Origin of the sequence: Micromonospora globosa (genome assembly GCF_000717585.1) — a bacterium.
GTDB lineage: Bacteria > Actinomycetota > Actinomycetes > Mycobacteriales > Micromonosporaceae > Micromonospora > Micromonospora aurantiaca.
Window position 1 is genome coordinate 208,364 of the sequence record NZ_JNZR01000004.1, and the last position, 22,593, is coordinate 230,956.

A 22,593-nucleotide genomic window follows, 5' to 3' on the forward strand; every position below is an offset into this window, starting at 1 on the left:
GTGCGGTCGGGGGACGGCAGGCTGCATGATCGACACCATTACGGCGTGGTGGTGTGGTTCCGGTCGGCGCGATGCAGCCACCTCGCCGAGGTGGCGTGGATCACCGAGGGGGGCGAGGTGATCGGGGTCGGTTCTTGCATGATCGGCACCAGCTCGGCGTGGTGGTGTGGTTCTGGCCGGTCGGATGCCGCCACCTCGACGAGGTGGTGCCGAATCAATGCGGGGCGCGAGTGCCTAGGCCGGGTCGTCGGTGAGGCGGTGGCGGTTCGCCTCGATCCAGGCGTTCAGCGCCTCCGGGTCGTCCGGGTCCACCCCGTCCGCCATGAGCTGGGCCACCGCCGCGGTGGCCGGGCTGCGCCGCTCGCCGGTGCTGTAGAGCCGCGCGAACTCCGGGACCATCTCGGTGATCGCCTCGTCCGTCCTGGCGGCGGCCGACTGTGACAGCCCACGCTGCCGGGCCGCGTACGCCGCCCAGGCGCGCAGCACCCGGGGCAGCATCGCGGCGTCGTCCATGTCCAGCACGGCCCGGCGGTGCACCCAGTCGAGCAGGAACAGCTCCGCGACCATCGGGCTCCACCGCATCGGGTCGGCATCCGGGAAGCTGGCCGCGTGGTCGAGCAGCAGGCCGAGGCAGAAGTGCAGCGAGGCCAGCTCGCCGTCGGCCACCTCGGGCAGCCCGAACCGGGCCGCCTCGGGTGAGTCGAGGAAGGCGCGCACCAGGCGGGTGCGCTCCTCGTCGGTGGGCGGCGGCACGACCGCCGGACCGGCCGGCGGGGTCGGCCCCGGGAGTACGGCCAGCCGGGCGCCCACGAGCGCCCGGTCGGTGGCGAGCGAGCCCTGCGCGGGCAGCTCGGTGAGGTCGTCGGTGACCGCCAGGTGGCGGCTCACCTCGGCGTGCATCCGGGCCGGGTCCTCGGTGCGGAACCAGGTGAACTCGTCCTCGGTGCAGATCTCCCGGGCCTGCTCGACGATCCGTCCGGCCGGGCCGCCGACGAAGACGTCCTTGGTGATGCCGATGTTGTGGTCGACGAGGGCAACCAGGGCGTGCTCCGGGCCGCCTTCCTCCTCGTCGTCGTACGCGAACGTGGCGAGGTAGGAGGTCTGGTCGCCGTACACGTCGCCGTAGGCCCAGGCGCCGGTGACGCGCACCCGGCCGAGCTGGCCCGCCCACGACGGGGCGTACGCGCCGGGCCGGACCCGGGCGGCGCCCTCGGCGTCGGGCACCAGGGCGGCGAAGACGGCCCGCAGGGTGGTCGCGGCGGCGCTGCGGCGCCGGGACGTGGCGGCGAGGAAGCCGCTGACGAACTCGCGGACGGCCCGCTCCCGGTCGTGCTCCGCGACGGCGTAGACGCTGCCCAGCAACGCCGCGCCGAGCATCTCCGCGTCCAGGGCCGAGTCGAGCCTCGTCACGTCGCGCGCGGCGTGCAGCACCGCGTCGTAGGGGGTCTGTGGCGTGGCCATGCATCGACCCTACGCCGCACCGGCCGCCCCCACACCGGTCAGCACGCCGGGTTCAGCGCCGTCCCGCCTCGCGCAGCGCGTCCCGGGCCGTGCCGTAGCGCGCCAGCACCGCCCAGACCGGGTCCAGCACGTACTTCTCCCCGACGCTGCCCACCGAGGTGAGCAGGCGCTCCTCCGCCCGCCGCCGGGCCCGCCGGGCGGCCCACCCCACCACCGGCCGGGTGACCGCCGCGACGAGCAGCCCGGCCAGCAGGCCGCCGAGCAGCAGAACGGTGGGCCAGGGCACCACACCGAGCGTCGGGTGTTCGAGCGGCGGCAGGCCGAGCAGACGCACCGCGTACCCGAGGAGCAGCCAGACCAGGCCGGCCAGCGCGGCGAGGGTGACCACCCACTGGAGCACGCCCACCACCCGCCACCAGCCGGGCCGCCGGTCCATGCCCAGGTCGGTCGCGGCGACCGCGTGGTCGAGCGCGCCCGGCAGGTCGGCCTGCCGGGCCCGGGCCGCGGCGGTCACCGCGGTCGGCCACGGCGCCGGCAGACCGCTACCGGACCGCTCGGCCACCGCGCGGATCGCCAGCGTCAGCGCCGAGCGCTGCGCGGCTGTCGGATCGGGTACGGAGGTGGCCGCGACCAGGCTCTCCGCGGGCGCGTCCGGATCCCGCCCGGGCAGGTGCAGCCGGCGCAGCGGATCCGGCCGCAGCTTGCGCCAGCTCCGCAGCAGCGGCCAGCCGGTGTTGCTCACCGCCCGATGCCGGTACGCGCCCTCGACCGCCGCCGCCACAGTCGGCACCCCGGCCGCCCCGGCCAGTGCCCGGGTCAGCTCCTGCGCCGAGGCGTCACCGGGCCGGGTGCGCGGCGGCTCCGGCCCCACGAGCGGTTCGAGATCGGCCACCACGGCGTCCACGTCGCCGGAGAGCCGGCGCAAGGCGGCCTGCCGTTCGGCGACCGTACGCTCCAGCTCGGTCCGCAGCCCTTCCAGCCCGTTCGGGTCCACCGCGACGGTGGGCAGCAGCGGCACCCCGCCGAGCCCGTCGGCGTCGAGCAGCCGGCGCAGGTCGTCGAGGACCTTCGGCAGCTCGGTCGGGTGCAGCCGGTCGGCCTGGTTGAGCACCACGACCGTGACGTCCTTGTGCCTGTGGAACTCGCGCAGGTAGCTGGTGTGGATCACGCGGTCGGCGTACTTCTGCGGGTCGACCACCCACACCACGAGGTCGACGAGGCCGAGCAGGCGGTCGACCTCCAGCCGGTGGCCGTGCTGCACCGAGTCGAAGTCGGGCAGGTCGAGCAGGACGAGACCGTGCAGGTTCGACTCGTCGTCGGCGTCCAGCGGGCTCTCCCGGACGAACCGGTGCCGGGGCAGCACCCCGACCCAGTCGAGCAGCCGGACCGCGCCGTCGAGCGGGCCCCACACGCAGGCGTGCGCCACACCGGTGGTCGGCCGGCGTACGCCCACCGGCGACAGGTCGAGCCGCGCCAGCGAGTTGAACAGGCTCGACTTGCCGCTGCCGGTCGCGCCGGCGAGCGCGACCACCGTGTGCCGGCCGGAGAGCGCCAGCCGGTCACCGGCGCGCTCGACCACCGTGTGCGCGGCGACGAGCTGGGCGTCGGGCACGTGGCCGTCCACCGCGCCGAGGAACCGCTGGATCGCTGTCAGCCGTTCGATCAGGGTGTCCGGGTCGACCCGCTGCTCGCCCCGCATCGCCTCGCGCATCCGTCCCACGATGTTGCCCACGGTGCCGTCCTTGCTCGCGCTCACGGTGCGTTCCTTGCTCGCGACTGCGGGGCTCGCAGGACCGGCTCACTCCTCGCGCTCACGGTGCCGGTCCTTGCTCGCGACTGCGGGGCTCGCAGGACCGGCTCACTCCTCGCGCTCACGGGCGACCGTCCTGCTCGGGGGCCGGGAACAGGCCGCTGCGGTGCCGGGCCCGCTCGACCTCGACGGCGGCCCAGCGCAGCGCAGCGCCGGCGTTGGCTGCGGGGCGCTCGGCCTCGGTACGGCTCAGGTAGCGCTCGGCCTCCTCGGCCAGCAGCTTGCCGACCCGGTCGAGCAGGTCGACGCGGGCCTTGCGGGCCAGGTTGCGCACCGCCTGGTCACCGAAGATCGCCTGGAGCACGGTCTGCCCGGCGACCGCCGTGCCGGTGCCCGCGGCGACCTCCAGCCCGGTCGGGATGAACGCGGTGGAGGCGAACACGCCGATCATGACGGCGAGGCCGGTGGCGTTCACCGCGTACGCGGCCGTGCGGGCCACGAACCGCCGGTCGCCGCCCTCGACCCGGACCAGCTCCAGCACGCCGCGCTGCCAGTCGCGGACCAGCTGCTCGGCCCGCTCGGGCAGGTCGGCCGAGGGGTGGGCCAGGTCCGGCTCCAGCAGCGCCGCGCCCGCCGGGTGCGCCTTCCAGCCGGTGTACGCGTTCTCCGCCGCCTCGGCGGCCACCCCGCGCAGCAGCGTGACGAGCTGGGACTCGATCGCGGTACGCAGTTCCGCGGCGGGAGCGGGCCGCCCGGTGACCGCCGCGACCACCCGGTCGCGCAGGCGCCCGATGCGGGCCTCCAGCCCGCGGAAGAAGTCGCCGGTGCCGATGAACTCCTGCCAGCGGGCCAGCACCTCGCCGCGTAGCAGCCGGCCGTCCCTGAGCCCCTGGTCGACGCTCCGCTCCGCGCTCCGGTACGCGGCCTGGACCCGCTCGTCCAGCGCGTCGGCGGCGGTGACCTGCTCGTCGGCGGCCTCGGCCAGCCCTTCGACGACCGGGTGCACCGCGGCCAGCGCGCCGTCGAGTGTCTGCCGGACCACCGCGGCGCGGGCCTCGGCGTCGGCGGCGAGCCGGGCGAACCAGTCGCTCAGCGGCGCGGTGATCCGGTCCGGCAGCAGCCCTTGCCCGTCCACCCAGGTCTCCGGCAGCACGAACAGCGGCGAGGCGCCGAGCTCCTGCTCGGCGAGCATCTCGGACAGGTGGGCGGCGACCTCGTCGGCTGCCTCCGGGGGCACCCGGTCGAGCACCATCGCCACGGCGGTGCCCCGGGCGCGGGCGCTGCGGAGCAGTTCCCAGGGGACGGCGTCGGCGTACCGGGCGGCGGTGGTGACGAACAGCCAGAGGTCGGCGGCGGCGAGCAGCTGACCGGCGAGCGCCCGGTTGGCGTCGACCACCGAGTCGATGTCGGGCGCGTCGAGGAAGGCCAGGCCGGGCGGCAGCGCCGGCGCGGTGACCAGGTGCAGGGTGCCCGGCTGCTCGCTGGGCTCGGTGGTCCGGGTCAGACCGGGCAGCAGCTCACCCTGCCGGAACCAGGCCGCGTCGGTCGGGCTGCACACCAGCACCGGGGAGCGGGTGGTGGGGCGGAGCACGCCCGCCGCGCTGACCCGCGCCTGGACCAGGCTGTTGACGAGCGTCGACTTGCCGGCGCCGGTGGAACCGCCGACGACCACCAGGAGCGGGGCGTCGAGCCGGGCCAGCCGGGGCAGCAGGTAGTCGTCGAGCTGGTCGGTGAGGCTCGTTGCGGCGTGCCGGGCCGGCTCGGCCGAGGGCAGGGCGAGCGGGAAGCGGGCCGCACCGATCGCCGCGCGCAGGCCGGTGAGCGCGGCGGGCAGGCCGTCGGCGGCGTGAGCAGGCTGGTCGTCGCCCGTGGTGGCTCCGGTGCGGGCTGCGACGGCGGGCGCGCCGGCACGGGTGGCGGAATCGCCATGCGTCGTCACCGCTAAAGCGTGCCCGACCGACGCAAGGTAAGACAACCGGACAGTAGTAACGGTCGGGTTGCGCCGGGTCGGCTCAACCCCGACTTGCGGATTGGCGATCGCGTGGCACTATTGAGTCAAGTTCACTCAACTTGTGGTGCGGTCGCTTCCGGGCGACCCGCCGGGCAGGCCGTCTGACCTGCTCACCCGTTATGAAGCGAGGAAGCGAACATGGCACGTGCGGTCGGCATCGACCTCGGCACGACGAACTCCTGCGTCAGCGTTCTCGAGGGCGGTGAGCCCACCGTCATCGCCAACGCCGAGGGCTCGCGTACGACTCCCTCGATCGTCGCGTTCGCCCGCAACGGCGAGGTGCTCGTCGGTGAGGTCGCCAAGCGCCAGGCGGTGACCAACCCCGATCGGACCATCCGGTCGGTCAAGCGTGAGATCGGCACCAACTGGACCGTCGACATCGACGGCAAGAAGTACACCCCGCAGGAGATCTCGGCGCGCACGCTGATGAAGCTCAAGCGGGACGCCGAGGCGTACCTGGGCGAGCAGATCACCGACGCGGTGATCACCGTCCCGGCCTACTTCAACGACGGGCAGCGCCAGGCCACCAAGGAGGCCGGTGAGATCGCCGGCTTCAACGTGCTGCGGATCGTGAACGAGCCGACCGCGGCGGCCCTGGCGTACGGCCTGGACAAGGGCTCCAAGGAGCAGACCGTCCTGGTCTTCGACCTCGGTGGCGGCACCTTCGACGTGTCCCTGCTGGAGCTGGCCGAGGGCGTGGTGGAGGTCAAGTCCACCAGCGGTGACAACCAGCTCGGTGGTGACGACTGGGACCAGCGCATCATCGACCACCTGGTGAAGACGTTCCGCGGCGAGCACGGCATCGACCTCTCGCAGGACAAGATGGCCATGCAGCGGCTCAAGGAGGCCGCCGAGAAGGCCAAGATCGAGCTGTCCGCCGCGACCACCAGCAACATCAACCTGCCGTACATCACCGCCGGTTCGGCCGGCCCGCTGCACCTGGACGTGACGCTCAGCCGCGCCGAGTTCCAGCGCATGACGCAGGACCTGCTGGACCGCTGCAAGGGCCCGTTCGAGCAGGCCGTCAAGGACGCCGGCATCAAGATCTCCGACGTCGACCACGTCATCCTGGTCGGCGGCTCGACCCGCATGCCGGCCGTGACCGACCTGGTCAAGCAGCTCACCGGCCGCGACCCGAACAAGGGCGTCAACCCGGACGAGGTCGTCGCCGTCGGCGCCGCTCTCCAGGCCGGTGTGCTCAAGGGCGAGGTCAAGGACGTCCTGCTGCTCGACGTGACCCCGCTGAGCCTGGGCATCGAGACCAAGGGCGGCATTTTCACCAAGCTCATCGAGCGCAACACCACCATCCCGACCAAGCGCTCCGAGGTGTTCACCACGGCCGACGACAACCAGCCGTCGGTGCTGATCCAGGTGTTCCAGGGCGAGCGGGACATCGCCGCATACAACAAGAAGCTCGGCACCTTCGAGCTGACCGGTCTCCCGCCGGCCCCGCGCGGCGTGCCGCAGATCGAGGTCACGTTCGACATCGACGCCAACGGCATCGTGAACGTGCACGCCAAGGACCTGGGCACCGGCAAGGAGCAGAAGATGACGATCACCGGCGGCTCCTCGCTGCCGAAGGACGACATCGAGCGGATGCGCCGGGATGCCGAGGAGCACGCCGACGAGGACAAGCGCCGCCGCGAGGAGGCCGAGACCCGCAACGTGGCCGAGGCGCTCCAGTGGCAGACCGAGAAGTTCCTCGCCGAGAGCGGCGACAAGCTGCCCGGCGAGAACCGTGACCAGCTCAACGAGGCGCTCGGCGAGCTGCGCAGCGCCCTCGGCGGGCAGGACATCGAGAAGATCAAGTCCGCGCACGAGAAGCTGGCGCAGGTCTCCCAGCAGGCGGGCTCGCTGCTCTACGCCCAGCAGCAGGAGGGCGAGCAGACCGCACCGGGCGCGGCCGGGCCGGGTGCCGGCGCGGGTGCGGCCGGTGGCCCGAAGGCCGGTGGCGACGACGACGTGGTCGACGCGGAGATCGTGGACGAGGACAAGAAGTGACATCCGGTCCCGGACACGATTCGCACGGCAGAGGGATGAGGTAACCGCATGACGGACAAGCCACGAGCGGCCGACCCGGGTGCCACCGGGTCGGCGCCGGGCGCCGGGAAGGACACCGGCGACGAACCCCGGGTCGTCATCCGCGACAAGCGCAAGCTCGGCAAGGTGACCGAGCAGCCGGCGAACGACGCCTCGGCGGCCGACGCGGCCGCCGACGCACCCGCCGAAGGGCTGGTCGAGGAGGCCGAGGTCGTGGTCGACGAGATCGGCGGCGAGGCCGAGGTCAGCGGTCCGACCGTGGTCGACTCGCCCGCCGAGCCGAACGGCGGGACCGGCACGGGCGCGCCGCTCGGCGCCGAGCTGGAGTCGCTCCGCACCGACCTGGAGGAGCGCACCCGCGACCTCCAGCGGGTGACCGCGGAGTACGCCAACTACCGCAAGCGGGTCGACCGGGACCGCAACCTGGTTCAGGAGCAGGCCACCGGGGCGGTGCTCACCGCGCTGCTGCCGATCCTCGACGACCTGGACCGGGCCCGTGAGCACGGCGACCTGGTGGGACCGTTCGGCAGCGTGGCCGAGCAGCTCACCGGCGCGCTCGCGAAGTTCGGCCTGACCGCGTTCGGTGAGACGGGTGACCCGTTCGACCCGACCCGGCACGAGGCGGTGGCGCACCAGACCTCCGCCGACGTGACGGAGCCGACCTGCGTCCAGGTCATGCGCCGTGGTTACCAGCTCGGCGAGCGGCTGCTGCGGCCCGCCATGGTCGCGGTCGCGGACCCGGAGTAGTGCCGACCCGTGACGTCCCGCCCGCCCGCACCGGGCGGGCGGGACGACCGGGGTTCGACCCGTGGAAGGGGGTGGACCGGTGAGTTCCAAGGACTGGATCGAGAAGGACTACTACGCCGCGTTGGGCGTGGACAAGTCCGCCTCCTCGGACGAGATCAAGAAGGCGTACCGCAAGTTGGCCCGGGAGTCGCACCCGGACCACAACCCCGGCGACACCGGCGCCGAGGAGCGGTTCAAGACCGTCTCCGAGGCGTACGCGGTGCTCGGTGACGAGAAGAAGCGCCGTGAGTACGACGAGATGCGCTCGCTGTTCGGCTCCGGCGCCTTCCGGCGCAACGCCCGCGGCGCGGGCCAGCCGGGCGGCATGCCGTTCGACGTCTCCGACCTGTTCGGCGGCGGCGCCGGGGGTGGGGACAGCCGGTTCAGCGGCGGCGGCTTCACCGACCTGTTCAGCTCGATCTTCTCCGGCGGTGCAGGTGGCGGCGGTCCGGCACGTCCGCGCGGCCCGGCCCGCGGCCGGGACGTCGAGACCGAGGTGGCGCTCGACTTCGAAGACGCGGTACGCGGCGTCACGCTGCCGCTGACGCTGCGCGCGCCCGGCGTCTGCGACACCTGCCACGGCAACGGCGCGAAGCCCGGCACCCAGCCGGTGGCCTGCCCGGTCTGCCACGGTGCCGGCGTGACCACCCGCAACCAGGGGTCGTTCAGTTTCTCCGAGCCGTGCCGCAACTGCCAGGGTGTCGGCACGATCGTCGAGGAGAAGTGCCCGGAGTGCCACGGCACCGGCGGGGTCACCAAGACCCGCACGCTGCACGTCCGCTTCCCCGCCGGGGTGTCGGACGGGCAGCGGATCCGCCTGGCCGGCCGAGGTGAGCCCGGCGAGCGGGGCGGTCCGGCGGGCGACCTGTTCGTGCAGGTCAAGGTCCGCCCGGACGAGCTGTTCGGGCGCACCGGGGACGACCTGACCCTGAACGTCCCGATCACGTACGCCGAGGCGGTTCTCGGCACGGACCTGCGCGTGCCGACCCTGGACGGGACGGTGACCCTGCGGGTGCCACCGGGTACGCCCAGCGGGCGGGTGCTGCGCGCCCGCGGCAAGGGCGTCGTACGCAAGGACGGCCGCGCCGGTGACCTGCTGGTCACGCTCGACGTGGTGGTTCCGGCGAAGGTCTCGGACGAGGCGCGGGCGGCGCTGGAGACCTTCGCGGCGCAGACTCCGCCCGCCGCGCGGGAACATCTCGACGCGCGGGTACGTCGATTCAGTTGACGGCGGCACCGGAGGTGAGCGGGCATGTCGGAGGAGTACGTCGGCTCGGGTGACCAGGCATACGAGGCCAAGGTCTTGATGATCTCGGTGGCCGCGCGGATGGCGGGGATGCACCCCCAGACGCTGCGCCAGTACGACCGGCTGGGCCTGGTGCAGGCCGGCCGGGCGTCCGGCGGCGGTCGCCGGTACAGCGTCCGGGACGTGGTGCTGCTCCGCGAGGTGCAGCGGCTCAGCCAGGACGACGGGATCAACCTGGCCGGGGTCAAGCGGATCATCGGGTTGGAGCGGCTGCTCGAAGAGGCGCAGCAGCGGGTGGCCCGGCTGGAGGCGGAACTGGACGCCGCGTACCGGCGGATCGCCGAGCTGGAGTCGCTCGGCGGCTTCCCCCGCGGCGACCTCGTGCCCACCAACCGCACGTCCACCGCGCTCGTCGTCTGGCGTCCGCGCCGCGCTCCCGACCGCTGATTCCGTACCTGAAGGCCGGCGCGCCCCGCTCCCCCGGGGCTGCGCCGGCCTTCGTCGTTCCCCGGTCGGTTCGCGGGCCGGGTCAGGGGAAAGCGGGGTACGGCAGAGCGGGGTCAACTAGGCTTTTCCGTAGGGGCAAAAGCCCCAAAGCGGATTCCGGGCTGGCGGGGGGAGTCATGACGGAACCGGCGAAGAAGGTGGCCGAGCGCGCGGAGGAACGGCTGGAGAAGGTGGCCGAGAACGTGCGCGAGCGGTTCGACCGGGTCACCGAGGGACGCTTCAGCGACAAGGTCAAGGAAGGGCGCTTCGCCGACCAGACGGACCACGGCGTGGACCGGGCGCGGGACGACGAGCGGCGCAAGAAGCAGGGCGGGTCGACCTAGACGATCCGCCGACGTGCGGGCCGGGATCCACGGGGGATCCCGGCCCGTTCGTGTTCTGCAGGGCCGGCCGGGACGTCAGGTTGCTCCCGGCGGGCACCACGCACCCGCCCTCGCGGTCGATCATGAAGTTGGCGGCGACAAACCGGACACCAAATACCGCCAAGTTCATGATCGACCAGGCCGGTCGGGTCGACGGCCAGTGAGGTCGACGTGGGCGGGTCGAGGTGGTCAGAGGCGGCGGTTCTCGCGGACCAGGCCGCCCTCGCACCAGTCCCGGTAGACGAAGAGATCCGGCCGGGCGAGCAGCACCCGGCTGTTGTGCGCCCAGTTGCGCATCAGGTCGTCGCCGGACTTCTCGGCCTGCTCGACCAGCTTGCGGAACCGGCGCTTGGGGTGGGCGCGGAAGTTCGTCCGGATGCCGTCGGCGGCGTAGATGTAGAGGCAGTGCAGCGTGAACCGCCGCGCCGGGCAGCCCTGATCCATGGCCAGATCGAACAGCGTCTGCACCAGATGGTCACCGGCTACCAGCAGATCCCAGTCGGGCGGCATCGAGGTCAGCGGCACCGAATCCGGCTGATAGGCCCACGCCCGAAGCTCGGCGGGCGAGGGATCGACCGGGTTGGCGAAGCCGCGGAACGTCTCTTCCTGCACGCTCACCGGCCGACCTTCCGCTTGCGCTGGCGGGGGCGCAGGCCACCCGCGGACCCTGGCTGCTGGGCCGAAACGTTAACGCGGTTGGACGGAGCAGGGGTAGACCTTCCCGGGATCAATTTGACAACGCCGGGCCGGATCTGCCCTGCGGCTGATCCGGCCCGGCCCGGTCAGTCGCCGGTGCCCAGGGGCAGCGGCGCGGGCGGCCGTGCGGCGGCGGCGCGGGTGCGCAGCCACTGCTTGAACCACGGGCTGTCCGGCAGGCGGGCGAGCAGCGGCCCGGTCACCACCGTGATCAACACGTACGCGGTGGCGAGCGCGGCGAGCTTCGGCTCCACCGGGTAGACGGCCGCGACGGCCAGCCCGGCGATGACGATGGAGAACTCGCCGCGCGGAGTCAGCGCCAGGCCGGCCCGCCAGCGTCCGGGCTCGGCGATTCCGGCCCGGCGGGCGGCCAGGTAGCCGGTGGCCACCTTCGTCGCCATGGTCACCACTGCGAGCAGCAGCGCGGGCAGCAGGACCGGCGGCATGTCCAACGGGTTGGTGACCAGCCCGAAGAACACGAAGAAGACCGCGGCGAACAGATCACGCAGCGGGGAGAGCAGCTCGGTGGCGTGGTGCGCCACCGGCCCGGACAGCGCGATGCCCACCAGGAACGCGCCGACCGCCGCCGACACCTGGAGCTTGGCCGCGACACCGGCAACCAGCAGGGTCAGGCCGAGCACCCCGAGCAGCAGCGCCTCCGGATCCTTGGCGGAGAGCGCGGCGGAGATCAGGTGGCCGTACCGGATCGCCACGGCCAGCACCACGACCACGGTGAACACCGCGACGGCGAGCGCGATGCCGCCCTTCATCAGGCCGACCCCGGCGAGCAGCGCGGTGACCAGCGGCAGGTAGAGGGCCATCGCCAGGTCCTCGATCACCAGGACGGAGAGGATCACCGGGGTCTCCCGGTTACCGACCCGGCCCAGGTCGCCGAGCACCTTCGCGATCACGCCGGACGACGACACCCAGGTCACGCCCGCGAGCACCACCGCCGCCACCCAGCCCCAGCCGAGCAGGAGCGCGAAGGCGAACCCGGGCAGCGCGTTGAACACCGCGTCGATCAGGCCGGCCGGCGCGGCGGACCGGAGGTTGCCCACCAGCTCGTTCGCGCTGTACTCCAGGCCGAGCATGACCAGCAGCAGGATCACGCCGATCTCGGCGCCGACCGCGAAGAACTCCTCGCTGGCGTTGAGCGGCAGCAGACCACCGTGCCCGAACGCCAGGCCGGCGAGCAGGTACAGGGGGATGGGCGAGACGCCGAAGCGACGGCTCAGCCGGCCGAGCAGGCCGAGCAGGAGCAGCAGCGCACCGACCTCGATGAGCAGGATTGTGGTTTCGTGCATACGCGTCAGCCGTCCGGATCGGTCTCGGCGAGGATCGCGGTCACGCCGTCGAGCCCCTGACGGGTACCGACCACGACGACCACATCGCCGGCTTCGAACCGGAAGGTGGGATCGGGCGAGACGTTCACGGCGCCCTGACGCAGCACGGCCACGATCGACGCGCTGGTCCGGGTGCGTGCTTTGGTGTCCGCGAGCCGCCTGCCGACGTACTTCGACCCCGCCGGCATGGCGATCTGCTCGGTCAGCAGCCCGGCGGCCTGCTCGCGCAGCCCGGAGAGCTGACCCAGCATCAGCGACGCGCCGAGGATGTCGGCGAGCGCCTCCGCCTCGTCGTCGGTCAGGGGTATGTCATGTTGGCAGGAGTCGGGATCGTCCGGGTCGTATAGGACCAGGTCGCGGCGGCCATTGCGGTGGGAGACCACGCCGAGCCGGCGGCCGGACTCCGTCATCAGATCATGACGTACGCCGATCCCGGGCAGGGCGGTCTGTTCGACACGTACTCGCACGTCGGTGAGGCTACCGCTGCCACGCACGCACCGCGTCCGGGGCCGAACTACAGACTGCACAATGCGGCTCGGGCGGCTCGTCTAGGTCCGTTCGGCCACGAACACGCCGACACCTTCGAGCGTCTCGGTGAGGCCGGTCGCGCGCAGGATCATCATCGCCTTGCCGACGACCGTGTCGGAGACGCCGTATTCCTTGCACAGTTGGGCGCGGCTCGGCAGTTTGGTGCCGGGTGGCCACTCTCCCGAATCGATCTTGCTCTTCAGTTCGTCTGCGAGCACTTGGTACTGCTGCTTGGGCATACACACTCCCCGGATGGCATGCCCATTCGACCATGCGCCCACCTCCAACCTCAAGCAATTGTGGGTCGATCGTTGACCTACGACTGGTACCGATTGTAGGTTGCTGACGAACGCTCCCGGATGGCACCTGGAGCTTCCAGGGTCGGGGCGGGCATCCCCCGTGGCTCGTCCCGACCCCCGTCCTCGGCGAGAAGGGACAATGTCGTGCGCAACATCCTGCGAATACGTCCGAAGCGGCGGAACGCGCGTCCGCCCGACTCCGCGCCGGGCGGCGCCTACCGCTCCGCGTCGTACCTTCCGCTCCGGCCCTGGCAGGTGCGGGGCCACAGTTTCAGGACGTGCCGGCGAGGGCTGGACCCCGCCGAGGTCGCCGCGTTCCTCGACCGCGTCGCCGGGGACCTCGCCGCCGCGTACGCCGAAGTCGCACGTAGCCGGGACGAGACGGCGCGGATCAAGGGCGCGTTGCGCGAGTGGCAGTCCCGTCAGGCTCCCTCGATGCGCGACCTGGCCGGGCGGCCGTGACCGGGCGGTACGTGATCCATCTGCCGGTGCGCGCGGCGGACCTGGCCCGGGCGAAGATGCTCGGTCGCACGGCCGGCCGGTCGTTGGCGTTCCTCGCGGTGGTGGAGCTGGGCGGGATCACCGTGTCGACGGAGGACGACCAGTCCGTACGCCATTGGGTGTTCTGCGACCGCAAGCTGGACGGCGGCCGGCGTTGCGTGCTGCGCGCCGACCACGAGACTCCCTGCCTCGCGCGTCTCCCCGGCCGGACCGGAGGACGGTGACTCAGGTCACAGCGGTGGAGTTGAGCGGAATAGACTCAACTCTGGTTGTGTCATGTCCAGTGGACACGCCGATCCGGGGGAGCCCATGAACACGGAACGTCTCACCACCAAGAGCCGCGAAGCCATCACCGGTGCCGTCGCGCTGGCGAACCAGCGCGGTCACGCCACCGTGGAGCCCTGGCACCTGCTGCTGTCACTGCTGGACACCGAGGGCTCGACCGCCGCGGGCCTGCTGCGCGCCGTCGGAGCCGACCCCGCCGAGCTGCGCCGCGTCGCCCAGCGCTCGGTCGACGCGCTGCCGGCCGCACGCGGGTCGAGCATCGCCGAGCCGACCCTCGCCCGCGAGTTCGTCAACGCCATCGGCGCCGCCGAGCAGATCGCGCGGCCGCTGGGCGACGAGTACACCTCCACCGAGCACCTGCTGGCCGGGCTGGCCCGGGTCGGCGGCGCGGTCTCGGTAGCGCTGAAGAACTCCGGCGCCACCGAGGAGAACCTGGTCGCCGCGTTCCCGACCGTCCGGGGCGGCGACCGCCGGGTGACCACCGCCGACCCGGAGCAGACCTACCAGGCCCTGGCCAAGTACGGCGTGGACCTCACCGCCAGCGCCCGCGACGGCAAGATCGACCCGGTGATCGGCCGGGACTCGGAGATCCGCCGGGTGATCCAGGTGCTGTCCCGGCGTACGAAGAACAACCCGGTGCTGATCGGCGAGCCGGGCGTCGGCAAGACCGCGATCGTGGAGGGCCTGGCCCAGCGGATCGTGGCCGGCGACGTGCCGGAGTCGCTGCGGGACAAGAAGCTCGTCTCGCTCGACCTCGGCGCGATGGTCGCCGGTGCGTCGTACCGCGGTCAGTTCGAGGAGCGGCTGAAGTCCGTGCTGGAGGAGATCAAGAACTCCGACGGCCAGGTCATCACGTTCCTGGACGAGCTGCACACCGTGGTCGGCGCCGGCAAGGGCGAGGGCTCGATGGACGCCGGCAACATGCTCAAGCCGATGCTGGCGCGCGGCGAGCTGCGGATGGTCGGCGCGACCACGCTCGACGAGTACCGCGAGCACATCGAGAAGGACCCGGCCCTGGAGCGCCGCTTCCAGCCGGTGCTGGTCGGCGAGCCGACCATCGAGGCCACCATCGGCATCCTGCGCGGGCTCAAGGAGCGCTACGAGGTGCACCACGGCGTACGGATCACCGACGCCGCACTCGTGGCCGCCGCCTCGCTCTCCGACCGGTACATCACCGACCGGTTCCTGCCGGACAAGGCGATCGACCTGGTGGACGAGTCAGCGTCCCGGCTGCGCATGGAGATCGACTCGCGCCCGGTCGAGGTGGACGAGATCGAGCGGGCGGTACGCCGCCTGGAGATCGAGGAGATGGCGCTCGCAAAGGAGCCGGACGCCGCGTCCGCCGAGCGTCTGGAGCGGCTGCGCAAGGAGCTGGCCGACAAGCGCGAGCAGCTCACCGCGCTCTCCGAGCGCTGGCAGACCGAGAAGAGCCACATCACCAAGCTCTCCACCGCCAAGGAGGAGCTGGAGCGCCTCGGTGGCGAGGCCGAGCGGGCCGAGCGCGACGGCGAGCTGGAACGCGCCGCCGAACTGCGGTACGGCCGGATCCCCGCGCTGCGGACCGAGCTGAAGCAGGCCGAGGAGGAGCTGGCCCGGCTCCAGGCCGACGGCGCGATGCTCAAGGAGGAGGTCGGCGCGGACGACATCGCCGCAGTGGTCGCCTCCTGGACCGGCATCCCCGCCGGGCGGCTGCTCGAAGGCGAGACCGCCAAGCTGCTCCGGATGGAGGAAACGCTGCGCGGCCGCGTGGTCGGCCAGGCCGAGGCGGTGGGCGCGGTCTCCGACGCGGTACGCCGCGCCCGGGCCGGCGTCGCCGACCCGGACCGGCCGACCGGCAGCTTCCTGTTCCTCGGCCCGACCGGCGTCGGCAAGACCGAGCTCGCAAAGGCGCTCGCCGAGTTCCTCTTCGACGACGAGCGGGCCATGGTCCGCATCGACATGAGCGAGTACGGCGAGAAGCACTCGGTGGCCCGCCTGGTCGGCGCCCCGCCCGGGTACGTCGGCTACGAGGAGGGCGGCCAGCTCACCGAGGCGGTACGCCGCCGGCCGTACTCGGTGATCCTGCTGGACGAGGTGGAGAAGGCCCACCCGGACGTCTTCGACGTGCTGCTCCAGGTGCTCGACGACGGCCGGCTCACCGACGGTCAGGGCCGTACCGTGGACTTCCGCAACGCGATCCTGATCCTCACCTCGAACCTCGGTTCGTCGGTGATCAGCGACCTGACGCTCACCGAGAACGAGCGCCGGGAGGGCGTGCTCGCGGTGGTCCGGTCGCACTTCAAGCCGGAGTTCCTCAACCGGCTCGACGACATCGTGGTGTTCGCCGCGCTCCAGGGCGAGGACCTGCGGTCGATCGTGGACATCCAGCTCGACCGGATGCGCCGCCGGCTGGCCGACCGCCGGCTGGGCCTGGAGATCACCGACGCGGCCCGCACGTGGCTGGCCGAGCACGGGTACGACCCGATCTACGGTGCCCGCCCGCTGCGCCGGCTGGTGCAGTCGGCGATCGGCGACCAGCTCGCGAAGGCGCTGCTGGCCGGTGACATCCGCGACGGCGACACGGTCCGCGTCGACCTGTCCGACTCCAAGGAGTCCCTGGCGGTGACCGCCGCCTGACCCGCGCCACCCCGCGAAGGCCCGGCCCTCCCGGCCGGGCCTTCGCCGTCCCCGGCCGTGCCGGCCCGCGTGCCGTGGGTGCTGCGTGCCGTGGGTGCTGTGCGCCGTGGTGTTAACAAGGGGCCCTTCCTCTACCGGAGGCGTTAAAAGGGGGCCCTTCCTTTCACGCGAACGGAGTGAGCGTGAGGGGTTGGTGGGGTGGGCACATAGTGGGGCATGAGCGGGAGCTGGGAACGGGAACTGGACGCGGCCGCGCGGGAACTCGACCGCGCGGACACCCTCGCCTTCGGCGGGGTGGGACTGGCGGGGCAGATCCTGCCCGCGACCGAGGCGTACCGGACGCTGGAACAGGGGCTGCGGGAGCACCCGGAGGCGGCCCGCAAGCGGGTCGACAGGTTGCTCCGCAAGGGTTCGCCGGCCGGCCGGGCGTACGCGGCGACGCTGCTGGAGGCGGTCGACCCGGCCGCCGGGCGGGACGCCTGGGCCCGGCTGCGCGGCGACGACGGCGAGTTCACCACGTTCTCCGGCTGCCTCATGGGCCGCGCCACGCTGGGCGAATACGCCGCCGACCGGCTCGCCGCCGCCGACAGTAGCTGAGCACACACTCAGCGAACAGGACTTCAGCAGGCGTGCGTGCGGTTGTTACCGTTCCCGCCGAGCACGTTGGGGGAGGCGGTCGTGAACGGTTCGTTGGCGTGGGTGCTGGCCACGCTGGGATGTCTGGTCGGGGTGGCCGGAGTGGTGATCGCGGTGATCGCGTGGCGGAAGTCCCAGTCCGCGTCCCGCCCGAAGACGAAGGCGGCGCCGGGTGACCCGTTCCGGGACCGGGACGCGGACGCGCTGCGCGGCGACCCGCGCGCGCTCAAGCCCGGCGACATCGTCGAGATCCGCGCGGTGCCGTACACGGTCCGTGGCTCGGTGCACCTGGTCGAGGGCGGCTGGAGCTGGGCGGAGCACCTGCTCGACGATGCGGGCGGGGTGAAGCGCTGGCTCTCCGTCGAGGCCGACCCGGACCTGGAGATGGTGCTCTGGACCAGCGAGCCGGGGGCCACCGTGACGCCCGGCGCCCCGACGCTGGAGATCGCCGGCCGTCGCTACAACTGGGACGAGTCGGGCCAGGCCCGGTACACGGCCACCGAGGGCACCGGCCTCGACCCGAACGGCACCATGCGCTACTACGACTACCAGGCGCCCGGCGGCGCACGGCTGTCGTTCGAGGCGTACGGGGAGGCCGGCTGGGAGGTCAACCTCGGCGAGGAGCTGCGCCGCGCCGAGGTGATGATCTACCCGCAGGGTGGCCCGGACACGGTGCGCTGACGTGCTCGTCTGTCTGGACGCGCCCTACGTCGACACCAGCGCCGCCGATCTGAGCCTGGCCCTGGGCGGCCCGGAGCTGCCGGCGCTCGCCGTACGCGACATCGACCTGCCCGGCCTGCCCCGGCTGCGGCTGCGCCTGCTGGGCGCCTCCCACCAGGTGGTGCTCGGCACGCTCACCGAGACGGTCGCCTGCCTGCCCGGCCGCCCGCCGCACCTGCCGGGCACGCTGCACGACGAGACGGCCGGCTACCGGTTCCTCGCCACAGTGCTCCGGCCGGAGGGCGACGGCCTGCGTACCCGGGTCGCGGCGCTGCGCGCCGAGCTGGCCGAGGACCCGTACGCGCTGATCGGCGTCTTCCCCGGCGACGAGGACGCGGTCACCGCGCTCTCCGTGCGGCCCGCCCCGCCGGACGGCGTGCTCGCCTGGCGCACCTGGCACGCCTACCCGCAGACCAACGAGCTGGTCCTGACCGAGACGGTGGTGGAGGAGCTGTGACGTACCGACGGTGGTTCGTGGTGGGCGTGGCGGTCGCCGTCATCGGCGCGCTCATCGCCGCCTTCACGATCTTCTACGGCAACTTCTCGCCGCGCGGCTACGTGGAGGACAACTTCTCCCGCGCCACCGGGCGGGACATCGGCTCGAACGCGATCGCTTACACCTCGAACAAGGCGCCGAGCGACGTGTCCAAGCAGATCACCGACACCTGGAAGCCGGCCGACCAGTACGTCGACGGCAGCGGCGTGTACCTGCGCTACGACGACGACTCGGTGGTGATCCTCCCGCTCGCCGTCGGCTCGGTGATCCTGCTGGAGAAGATGACCACCGCCTACCCCCGGTACCACAGCGTCGTCGGCAACAGCTGGGGCTGGGGCCGAGGCAGCACGGTCCGGGGCGGCGGCCCCGGTTCCGGCAAGTAGCCCCTCCGACCCCCTCACCCTGGAGTCTCCTGTGCAGCATCTCGTCACCGACCTGCTGGTCACCCTCGCCTACGGCGCGGTCGGCGTCGTCCTGATGGCGATCGGCTACGTCCTGGTCGACCTGGCCACCCCCGGCAAGCTCCACGAGCTGATCTGGACCGAGCGCAACCGCAACGCGGCGCTGCTGCTCTCGTCCAACCTGCTCGGGGTCGGCACGATCGTGGTCGCCGCGATCGTGGCCAGCGACGACGACTTCACGCTGGGGCTGGTCGGGGCCGCCGCGTACGGCATCCTCGGTCTGGTGATCATGGCGGCGGCGTTCGTGCTGCTCGACGTGGCCACGCCGGGCAAGCTCGGTGAGCTGCTCGTCGACCCGGAGCCGCACCCGGCGGTGTGGGTCTCCGCCACCGTGCACCTCGCCACCGGTGCGATCATCGCGGCCGCGATCATCTGATGAGCGGAAAGCCCGCACAGCGTTCGGCGGGGAAGGACAAGCGCACCCAGACGGTGATCTGGTCCGTGGTCGTGGGGATCGTGGTCGTCGTCTGCGCCATCGGTGTGTTCAGCGGCGACTCGGACACCTCCGTCCCCGCGCCGGCGGCTGACGAGCGGTCCGGCACCGTGCCGATCCTCCGGGCCGCCGCCGACAGCCAGGGCATCTGCTACGGCTGGGAACTGCTCGACGTGTACGACGAGGTGAGCGTCGGCTCCAACCTCGGCGACGGCACCACAGTCATCGACGCTCCCGGCTGCACGCGCTGGATCGCTGTGTCCGCGAACGTCAGGTACACCTCGTCCAGCAGCGAGTCGGAGGACTCCGCCACGATCCGGATCAAGGGCTCGGACGACATCGAGTTCGCCGACCTCGCCGCGATCGAGACCCGCCTGAGCCGCTTCGGGCTGGACGAGGAGGCATTCGTCGACGACCCGGGCTGGGCCGTCACCCGGGCCGCCACGATCCTGCCGCTGCTCGCCGCCGAGCGCGGGCTCGCCGAGCCGGCCGCCACCCCCACCGCCCGGCCGTCGACCGCGGCCGCACCGCTGCCGGACGCCGGCAACGACTTCTGGCGGGACCGCTGGATCTACGTCCTCAGCTCGCTCGGTCTGTTCCTGCTCGCCGCGCTGTTCCTCGTCGTGGGCGTGCGCCAGCGCCGCAACCACCGGGGACGGGTGCCCGCGCAGCGCGCCGGGGCGGGAGCCGCCGGACGTACCCGGAGCAGACGGTGACAGTCGACGTGGCCGCACGGCCGCGGTGGCGCCTGGCCCGCGCGGCGGTCCTGCTCGCGGTCTTCGTGTGCGCGGCCTGCGGCCTGGTGTACGAGCTGGCGCTGGTCGCGCTCGGCAGCTACCTGATCGGCGACACGGTCGGCCAGGCGTCGATCGTGCTCGGCGTGATGGTCTTCGCGATGGGCGTCGGCGCGCTGGTGGCGAAGCCGTTGCAGTCCCGGGCGGTGGTCTCGTTCGCGGTGATCGAGCTGACGCTGGCGCTGCTCGGCGGCCTGTCGGTGCTCGGCCTCTACGCCGCGTTCGCCTGGCTCGACCTGTACGGTCCGGCGCTCGTCGGCACCGCGTTCGTGCTCGGACTGCTGATCGGCGCGGAGATCCCGCTGCTCATGGTGATGCTGCAACGCATCCGGGAGCAGTCGGCGGGCAGCGCGGTGGCCGACCTGTTCGCCGCCGACTACGTGGGCGCGCTGCTCGGCGGGCTGGCCTTCCCGTTCCTGCTGATCCCGGTCTTCGGCCAGCTCAAGGGCGCGCTCGTGGTGGGCGCGGTGAACGCGGTCGCCGGTGTGGTGCTCGTCTTCACCGTGTTCCGCGCCGAACTCGGCCGCCGGGCGCGGGCCGCGCTGGGCGCGGCCACCGTCGTGGTCGGCCTGCTCCTCGGGTACGCCTGGGTGACCGCCCACGACTTCGAGGTGACCACCCGCCAGCAGCTCTACCGCGACCCGGTGGTGCACGCCGAGCGCAGCCGCTACCAGGAGATCGTGCTCACCCGATCCGTGCGCGAGCCCGGCCACTCCGACACCGACCTGCGGCTGTTCCTCAACGGCGACCTCCAGTTCAGCTCGATCGACGAGTACCGCTACCACGAGGCGCTCGTGCATCCGGCGATGCGGGGGGCGCACGGTGACGTGCTGGTGCTCGGCGCCGGGGACGGGCTGGCCGCACGGGAGATCCTCAAGTACCCGGACGTGCGCTCGGTGACGCTCGTCGACCTCGACCCGGCAGTGGTCGAGCTGGCCCGCCGGGAGCCGCAGCTGCGCGAGCTGAACCGGGAGTCGCTCACCGACCCCCGGGTACGGGTGCTCAACCTGGACGCGTTCGCCTGGCTGCGTACCGCCACGGACCGCTTCGACGTGGTGATCGCCGACCTGCCCGATCCGGACGAGACGGCCACCGCGAAGCTCTACACGATCGAGTTCTACACGCTGATCCGGCCGGTGCTGGCCCCCGGCGGTCGGCTCGTCGTGCAGTCCGGGTCGCCCTACTTCGCACCCCGGTCGTACTGGTCGATCGAGCGGTCGGTGCGCGAGGCGGGCTTCGCCACAGTGCCGTACCACGTCGACGTGCCGAGCTTCGGCGACTGGGGGTTCGTGCTCGCCGCGCCGGGTGACGTCGCGCCGGAACTGGCGCTGCCGGACGATCCGCCGCCGCTGCGTTTCCTCACCCCGGCGGTGCTGGCCGCCGCCGGCACGTTCCCCGCCGACCGGGCCCGGATCGACGTACCGGCCTCCACCCTGTTGCGCCCGAGGGTGCTGGACTACGCCCGCGAGGAGTGGCGCGGCTACTAGGTTTCGGGACATGCCACCCGAATCGTCGTCGCGTCACCGACCGGGGATCGGCTGGCTGGTCCGCCGGCTGCCGACCCGGGCGGTCGAGGCGGCGTCCTACCTCCAGGCGTTCGTGCTCTCCGGCGTGGTCACCGTGCTGGCCGTGCGGGCGTACCTGAAGGCCACCGACTATCCACAGCTCGGCGGCGGCGGGCTGCACATCGCGCACGTCCTCTGGGGCGGCCTGCTGCTCGCCGTCGGCCTGGGCATCCCGCTCGTCTTCCTCGGCGGTGGCGCCCGCAGCGGCGGGGCGGTGATCGGCGGCATCGGGTTCGGGTTGTTCATCGACGAGGTGGGCAAGTTCGTCACCACCGGCACCGACTACTTCTACGCCCCCGCCGCCGCCATCATCTATGTCGCGTTCGCGCTGCTGGTCCTGCTCATCCAGGCGGTACGCGGGCGCACCGGCCGGTCCCGGCTGACCCCGGCCGAGCGCACCACGAACGCACTGGACATGGTGCTCAGCGGCCTGCCGGGCGGGCTGACCGACCGCCGCCGGATCGCCGTGCTGCGGCTCGTCCAGGGCACCGGACCGGCCACCGAGACGGCGGTGGCGCACCTGCTCGAAGCGGTGCCCCACCGGGAACCGCCGCCGGTGCCGCTCTGGCAGCGGGCGGCGGACCGGGCCCGGCGCCTCGCCGTCTGGGCGGCCGGACGCCGCTGGCTGGTCTGGCCGGTGGTGGTCTACCTGGTGGTGGAGCCGGTGCTCACGGTGGTGGCGGTGTTCCTCGACGGGGTGACCGGGAAACTGGACCAGGAACGGGAGTGGGGCGCGGTGCTCGGCGTCAGCGCCACCGCGTTGATCACCGCCGTGCTCGGTCTGTGGGCCGCCTGGCTGCTGCGCCGCAACCGGGCCGAGGCGTTCCGCCTGTTCAAGCTGGCGCTGCTCGTCGACCTGCTGTTCGGGCAGGTCTTCAACTTCACTGTGAACCAGTTCGGCGCGGTCTCCGCCGTCGCGCTCGATCTCGCGTTGCTCGGCGTGGTCACCGCCGAGCACCGCCGGTTGCGGCGCGCCGCCGAGAGGTAGAGCCGTTTCCGGCGTGCTGAGCTGGTGGAAGATCGCTACGGTGGGCATCTGATCCAGGAAGGGAGAATC

The 22,593-nt window shown here is 72.5% G+C and carries 23 protein-coding genes; 16 read left to right on the plus strand and 7 right to left on the minus strand.

Annotated elements, in window-relative coordinates; genetic code table 11:
• Positions 1-234: 234 nt before the first annotated feature.
• The 3 genes from IF06_RS0107035 to IF06_RS0107045 all read right to left on the minus strand — a co-directional run bounded on the left by IF06_RS0107035 (position 235) and on the right by IF06_RS0107045 (position 5,150).
• Positions 235-1,461, minus strand: a complete 1,227-nt coding sequence (locus tag IF06_RS0107035; RefSeq protein ID WP_013283361.1) for a hypothetical protein — start codon at positions 1,459-1,461, stop codon at positions 235-237.
• A gap of 52 nt (positions 1,462-1,513) precedes the next feature.
• Entirely contained in the window at positions 1,514-3,217 is a 1,704-nt protein-coding gene (locus tag IF06_RS0107040) for a GTPase (protein WP_030269715.1), read from the minus strand.
• Between the two features lie 115 nt (positions 3,218-3,332).
• Positions 3,333-5,150: an ABC transporter gene (locus IF06_RS0107045; RefSeq protein WP_030269718.1), complete on the minus strand. Its 1,818-nt coding sequence runs from the start codon at positions 5,148-5,150 to the stop codon at positions 3,333-3,335.
• Positions 5,151-5,360: 210 nt separating this feature from the next.
• Here IF06_RS0107045 and dnaK point away from each other — a divergent pair, with 210 nt between their 5' ends.
• From dnaK to IF06_RS0107070, 5 genes are all read left to right on the plus strand, one after another.
• Complete coding sequence (gene dnaK / locus IF06_RS0107050; RefSeq protein WP_013473404.1) at positions 5,361-7,223, plus strand: molecular chaperone DnaK; 1,863 nt, start codon at positions 5,361-5,363, stop codon at positions 7,221-7,223.
• A gap of 48 nt (positions 7,224-7,271) precedes the next feature.
• Positions 7,272-8,009 carry a nucleotide exchange factor GrpE gene (gene grpE / locus IF06_RS0107055; protein ID WP_013473405.1) on the plus strand — a complete coding sequence of 246 codons (738 nt, stop codon included), beginning with the start codon at positions 7,272-7,274 and terminating at the stop codon, positions 8,007-8,009.
• Between the two features lie 79 nt (positions 8,010-8,088).
• Positions 8,089-9,276, plus strand: coding sequence for a molecular chaperone DnaJ (gene dnaJ / locus IF06_RS0107060; protein ID WP_013473406.1), 1,188 nt, complete (start codon positions 8,089-8,091; stop codon positions 9,274-9,276).
• 24 nt (positions 9,277-9,300) lie between these two features.
• Positions 9,301-9,741, plus strand: coding sequence for a heat shock protein transcriptional repressor HspR (locus tag IF06_RS0107065; protein ID WP_013283367.1), 441 nt, complete (start codon positions 9,301-9,303; stop codon positions 9,739-9,741).
• A gap of 176 nt (positions 9,742-9,917) precedes the next feature.
• Entirely contained in the window at positions 9,918-10,124 is a 207-nt protein-coding gene (locus IF06_RS0107070; RefSeq protein ID WP_013283368.1) for a hypothetical protein, read from the plus strand.
• A gap of 228 nt (positions 10,125-10,352) precedes the next feature.
• On the opposite strand, the gene IF06_RS0107080 is transcribed toward IF06_RS0107070, so the two are convergent.
• From IF06_RS0107080 to IF06_RS0107095, 4 genes are all read right to left on the minus strand, one after another.
• Positions 10,353-10,781 (minus strand): hypothetical protein, encoded by a 429-nt coding sequence (locus IF06_RS0107080; RefSeq protein WP_013473407.1) that lies wholly within the window; start codon positions 10,779-10,781, stop codon positions 10,353-10,355.
• A 164-nt stretch (positions 10,782-10,945) separates the two neighbouring features.
• Positions 10,946-12,163 (minus strand): cation:proton antiporter, encoded by a 1,218-nt coding sequence (locus tag IF06_RS0107085; RefSeq protein WP_013283370.1) that lies wholly within the window; start codon positions 12,161-12,163, stop codon positions 10,946-10,948.
• A 5-nt stretch (positions 12,164-12,168) separates the two neighbouring features.
• Positions 12,169-12,669 (minus strand): cation:proton antiporter regulatory subunit, encoded by a 501-nt coding sequence (locus tag IF06_RS0107090; protein WP_013283371.1) that lies wholly within the window; start codon positions 12,667-12,669, stop codon positions 12,169-12,171.
• An 81-nt stretch (positions 12,670-12,750) separates the two neighbouring features.
• Entirely contained in the window at positions 12,751-12,969 is a 219-nt protein-coding gene (locus IF06_RS0107095) for a winged helix-turn-helix domain-containing protein (protein ID WP_013283372.1), read from the minus strand.
• A 204-nt stretch (positions 12,970-13,173) separates the two neighbouring features.
• Between IF06_RS0107095 and IF06_RS0107100 the strand changes: the two genes are divergently transcribed.
• From IF06_RS0107100 to IF06_RS0107150, 11 genes are all read left to right on the plus strand, one after another.
• Positions 13,174-13,491 carry a DivIVA domain-containing protein gene (locus IF06_RS0107100; protein WP_030269721.1) on the plus strand — a complete coding sequence of 106 codons (318 nt, stop codon included), beginning with the start codon at positions 13,174-13,176 and terminating at the stop codon, positions 13,489-13,491.
• On the plus strand, positions 13,488-13,754 hold the full coding sequence (locus IF06_RS0107105) for a hypothetical protein (RefSeq protein WP_013283374.1): 267 nt from the start codon (positions 13,488-13,490) through the stop codon (positions 13,752-13,754). The genes IF06_RS0107100 and IF06_RS0107105 overlap by 4 nt, the downstream gene beginning before the upstream one ends.
• 85 nt (positions 13,755-13,839) lie before the next feature.
• Entirely contained in the window at positions 13,840-16,431 is a 2,592-nt protein-coding gene (clpB, locus tag IF06_RS0107110; protein WP_030269722.1) for an ATP-dependent chaperone ClpB, read from the plus strand.
• A gap of 216 nt (positions 16,432-16,647) precedes the next feature.
• Positions 16,648-17,028 carry a hypothetical protein gene (locus IF06_RS0107115; protein ID WP_030269723.1) on the plus strand — a complete coding sequence of 127 codons (381 nt, stop codon included), beginning with the start codon at positions 16,648-16,650 and terminating at the stop codon, positions 17,026-17,028.
• Positions 17,029-17,109: 81 nt separating this feature from the next.
• A complete protein-coding gene (locus IF06_RS0107120; RefSeq protein WP_030269724.1) occupies positions 17,110-17,748 on the plus strand; it encodes a DUF4178 domain-containing protein in 639 nt (212 codons plus the stop codon).
• Between the two features lies 1 nt (position 17,749).
• Entirely contained in the window at positions 17,750-18,244 is a 495-nt protein-coding gene (locus tag IF06_RS0107125; RefSeq protein ID WP_013283378.1) for a DUF2617 family protein, read from the plus strand.
• On the plus strand, positions 18,241-18,666 hold the full coding sequence (locus IF06_RS0107130; protein WP_013283379.1) for a DUF4247 domain-containing protein: 426 nt from the start codon (positions 18,241-18,243) through the stop codon (positions 18,664-18,666). Before IF06_RS0107125 ends, IF06_RS0107130 begins: the two co-directional genes overlap by 4 nt.
• A gap of 31 nt (positions 18,667-18,697) precedes the next feature.
• Entirely contained in the window at positions 18,698-19,120 is a 423-nt protein-coding gene (locus IF06_RS0107135) for a DUF350 domain-containing protein (RefSeq protein WP_030269725.1), read from the plus strand.
• On the plus strand, positions 19,120-19,893 hold the full coding sequence (locus tag IF06_RS0107140; RefSeq protein ID WP_030269726.1) for a hypothetical protein: 774 nt from the start codon (positions 19,120-19,122) through the stop codon (positions 19,891-19,893). The genes IF06_RS0107135 and IF06_RS0107140 overlap by 1 nt, the downstream gene beginning before the upstream one ends.
• Entirely contained in the window at positions 19,890-21,458 is a 1,569-nt protein-coding gene (locus IF06_RS0107145; RefSeq protein WP_013283382.1) for a polyamine aminopropyltransferase, read from the plus strand. Before IF06_RS0107140 ends, IF06_RS0107145 begins: the two co-directional genes overlap by 4 nt.
• 67 nt (positions 21,459-21,525) lie before the next feature.
• Entirely contained in the window at positions 21,526-22,524 is a 999-nt protein-coding gene (locus IF06_RS0107150) for a hypothetical protein (RefSeq protein ID WP_030269729.1), read from the plus strand.
• The last annotated feature ends 69 nt before the right edge of the window (positions 22,525-22,593 follow it).

Coding starts and splice junctions, on each gene's coding strand:
- IF06_RS0107035 (WP_013283361.1), bottom strand. CDS start 1,461: ATGGCCACGCCACAGACCCCCTACGACGCGGTGCTGCACGCCGCGCGC.
- dnaK (WP_013473404.1), top strand. CDS start 5,361: ATGGCACGTGCGGTCGGCATCGACCTCGGCACGACGAACTCCTGCGTC.
- grpE (WP_013473405.1), top strand. CDS start 7,272: ATGACGGACAAGCCACGAGCGGCCGACCCGGGTGCCACCGGGTCGGCG.
- IF06_RS0107065 (WP_013283367.1), top strand. CDS start 9,301: ATGTCGGAGGAGTACGTCGGCTCGGGTGACCAGGCATACGAGGCCAAG.
- IF06_RS0107070 (WP_013283368.1), top strand. CDS start 9,918: ATGACGGAACCGGCGAAGAAGGTGGCCGAGCGCGCGGAGGAACGGCTG.
- IF06_RS0107085 (WP_013283370.1), bottom strand. CDS start 12,163: ATGCACGAAACCACAATCCTGCTCATCGAGGTCGGTGCGCTGCTGCTC.
- IF06_RS0107095 (WP_013283372.1), bottom strand. CDS start 12,969: ATGCCCAAGCAGCAGTACCAAGTGCTCGCAGACGAACTGAAGAGCAAG.
- clpB (WP_030269722.1), top strand. CDS start 13,840: ATGAACACGGAACGTCTCACCACCAAGAGCCGCGAAGCCATCACCGGT.
- IF06_RS0107115 (WP_030269723.1), top strand. CDS start 16,648: ATGAGCGGGAGCTGGGAACGGGAACTGGACGCGGCCGCGCGGGAACTC.
- IF06_RS0107140 (WP_030269726.1), top strand. CDS start 19,120: ATGAGCGGAAAGCCCGCACAGCGTTCGGCGGGGAAGGACAAGCGCACC.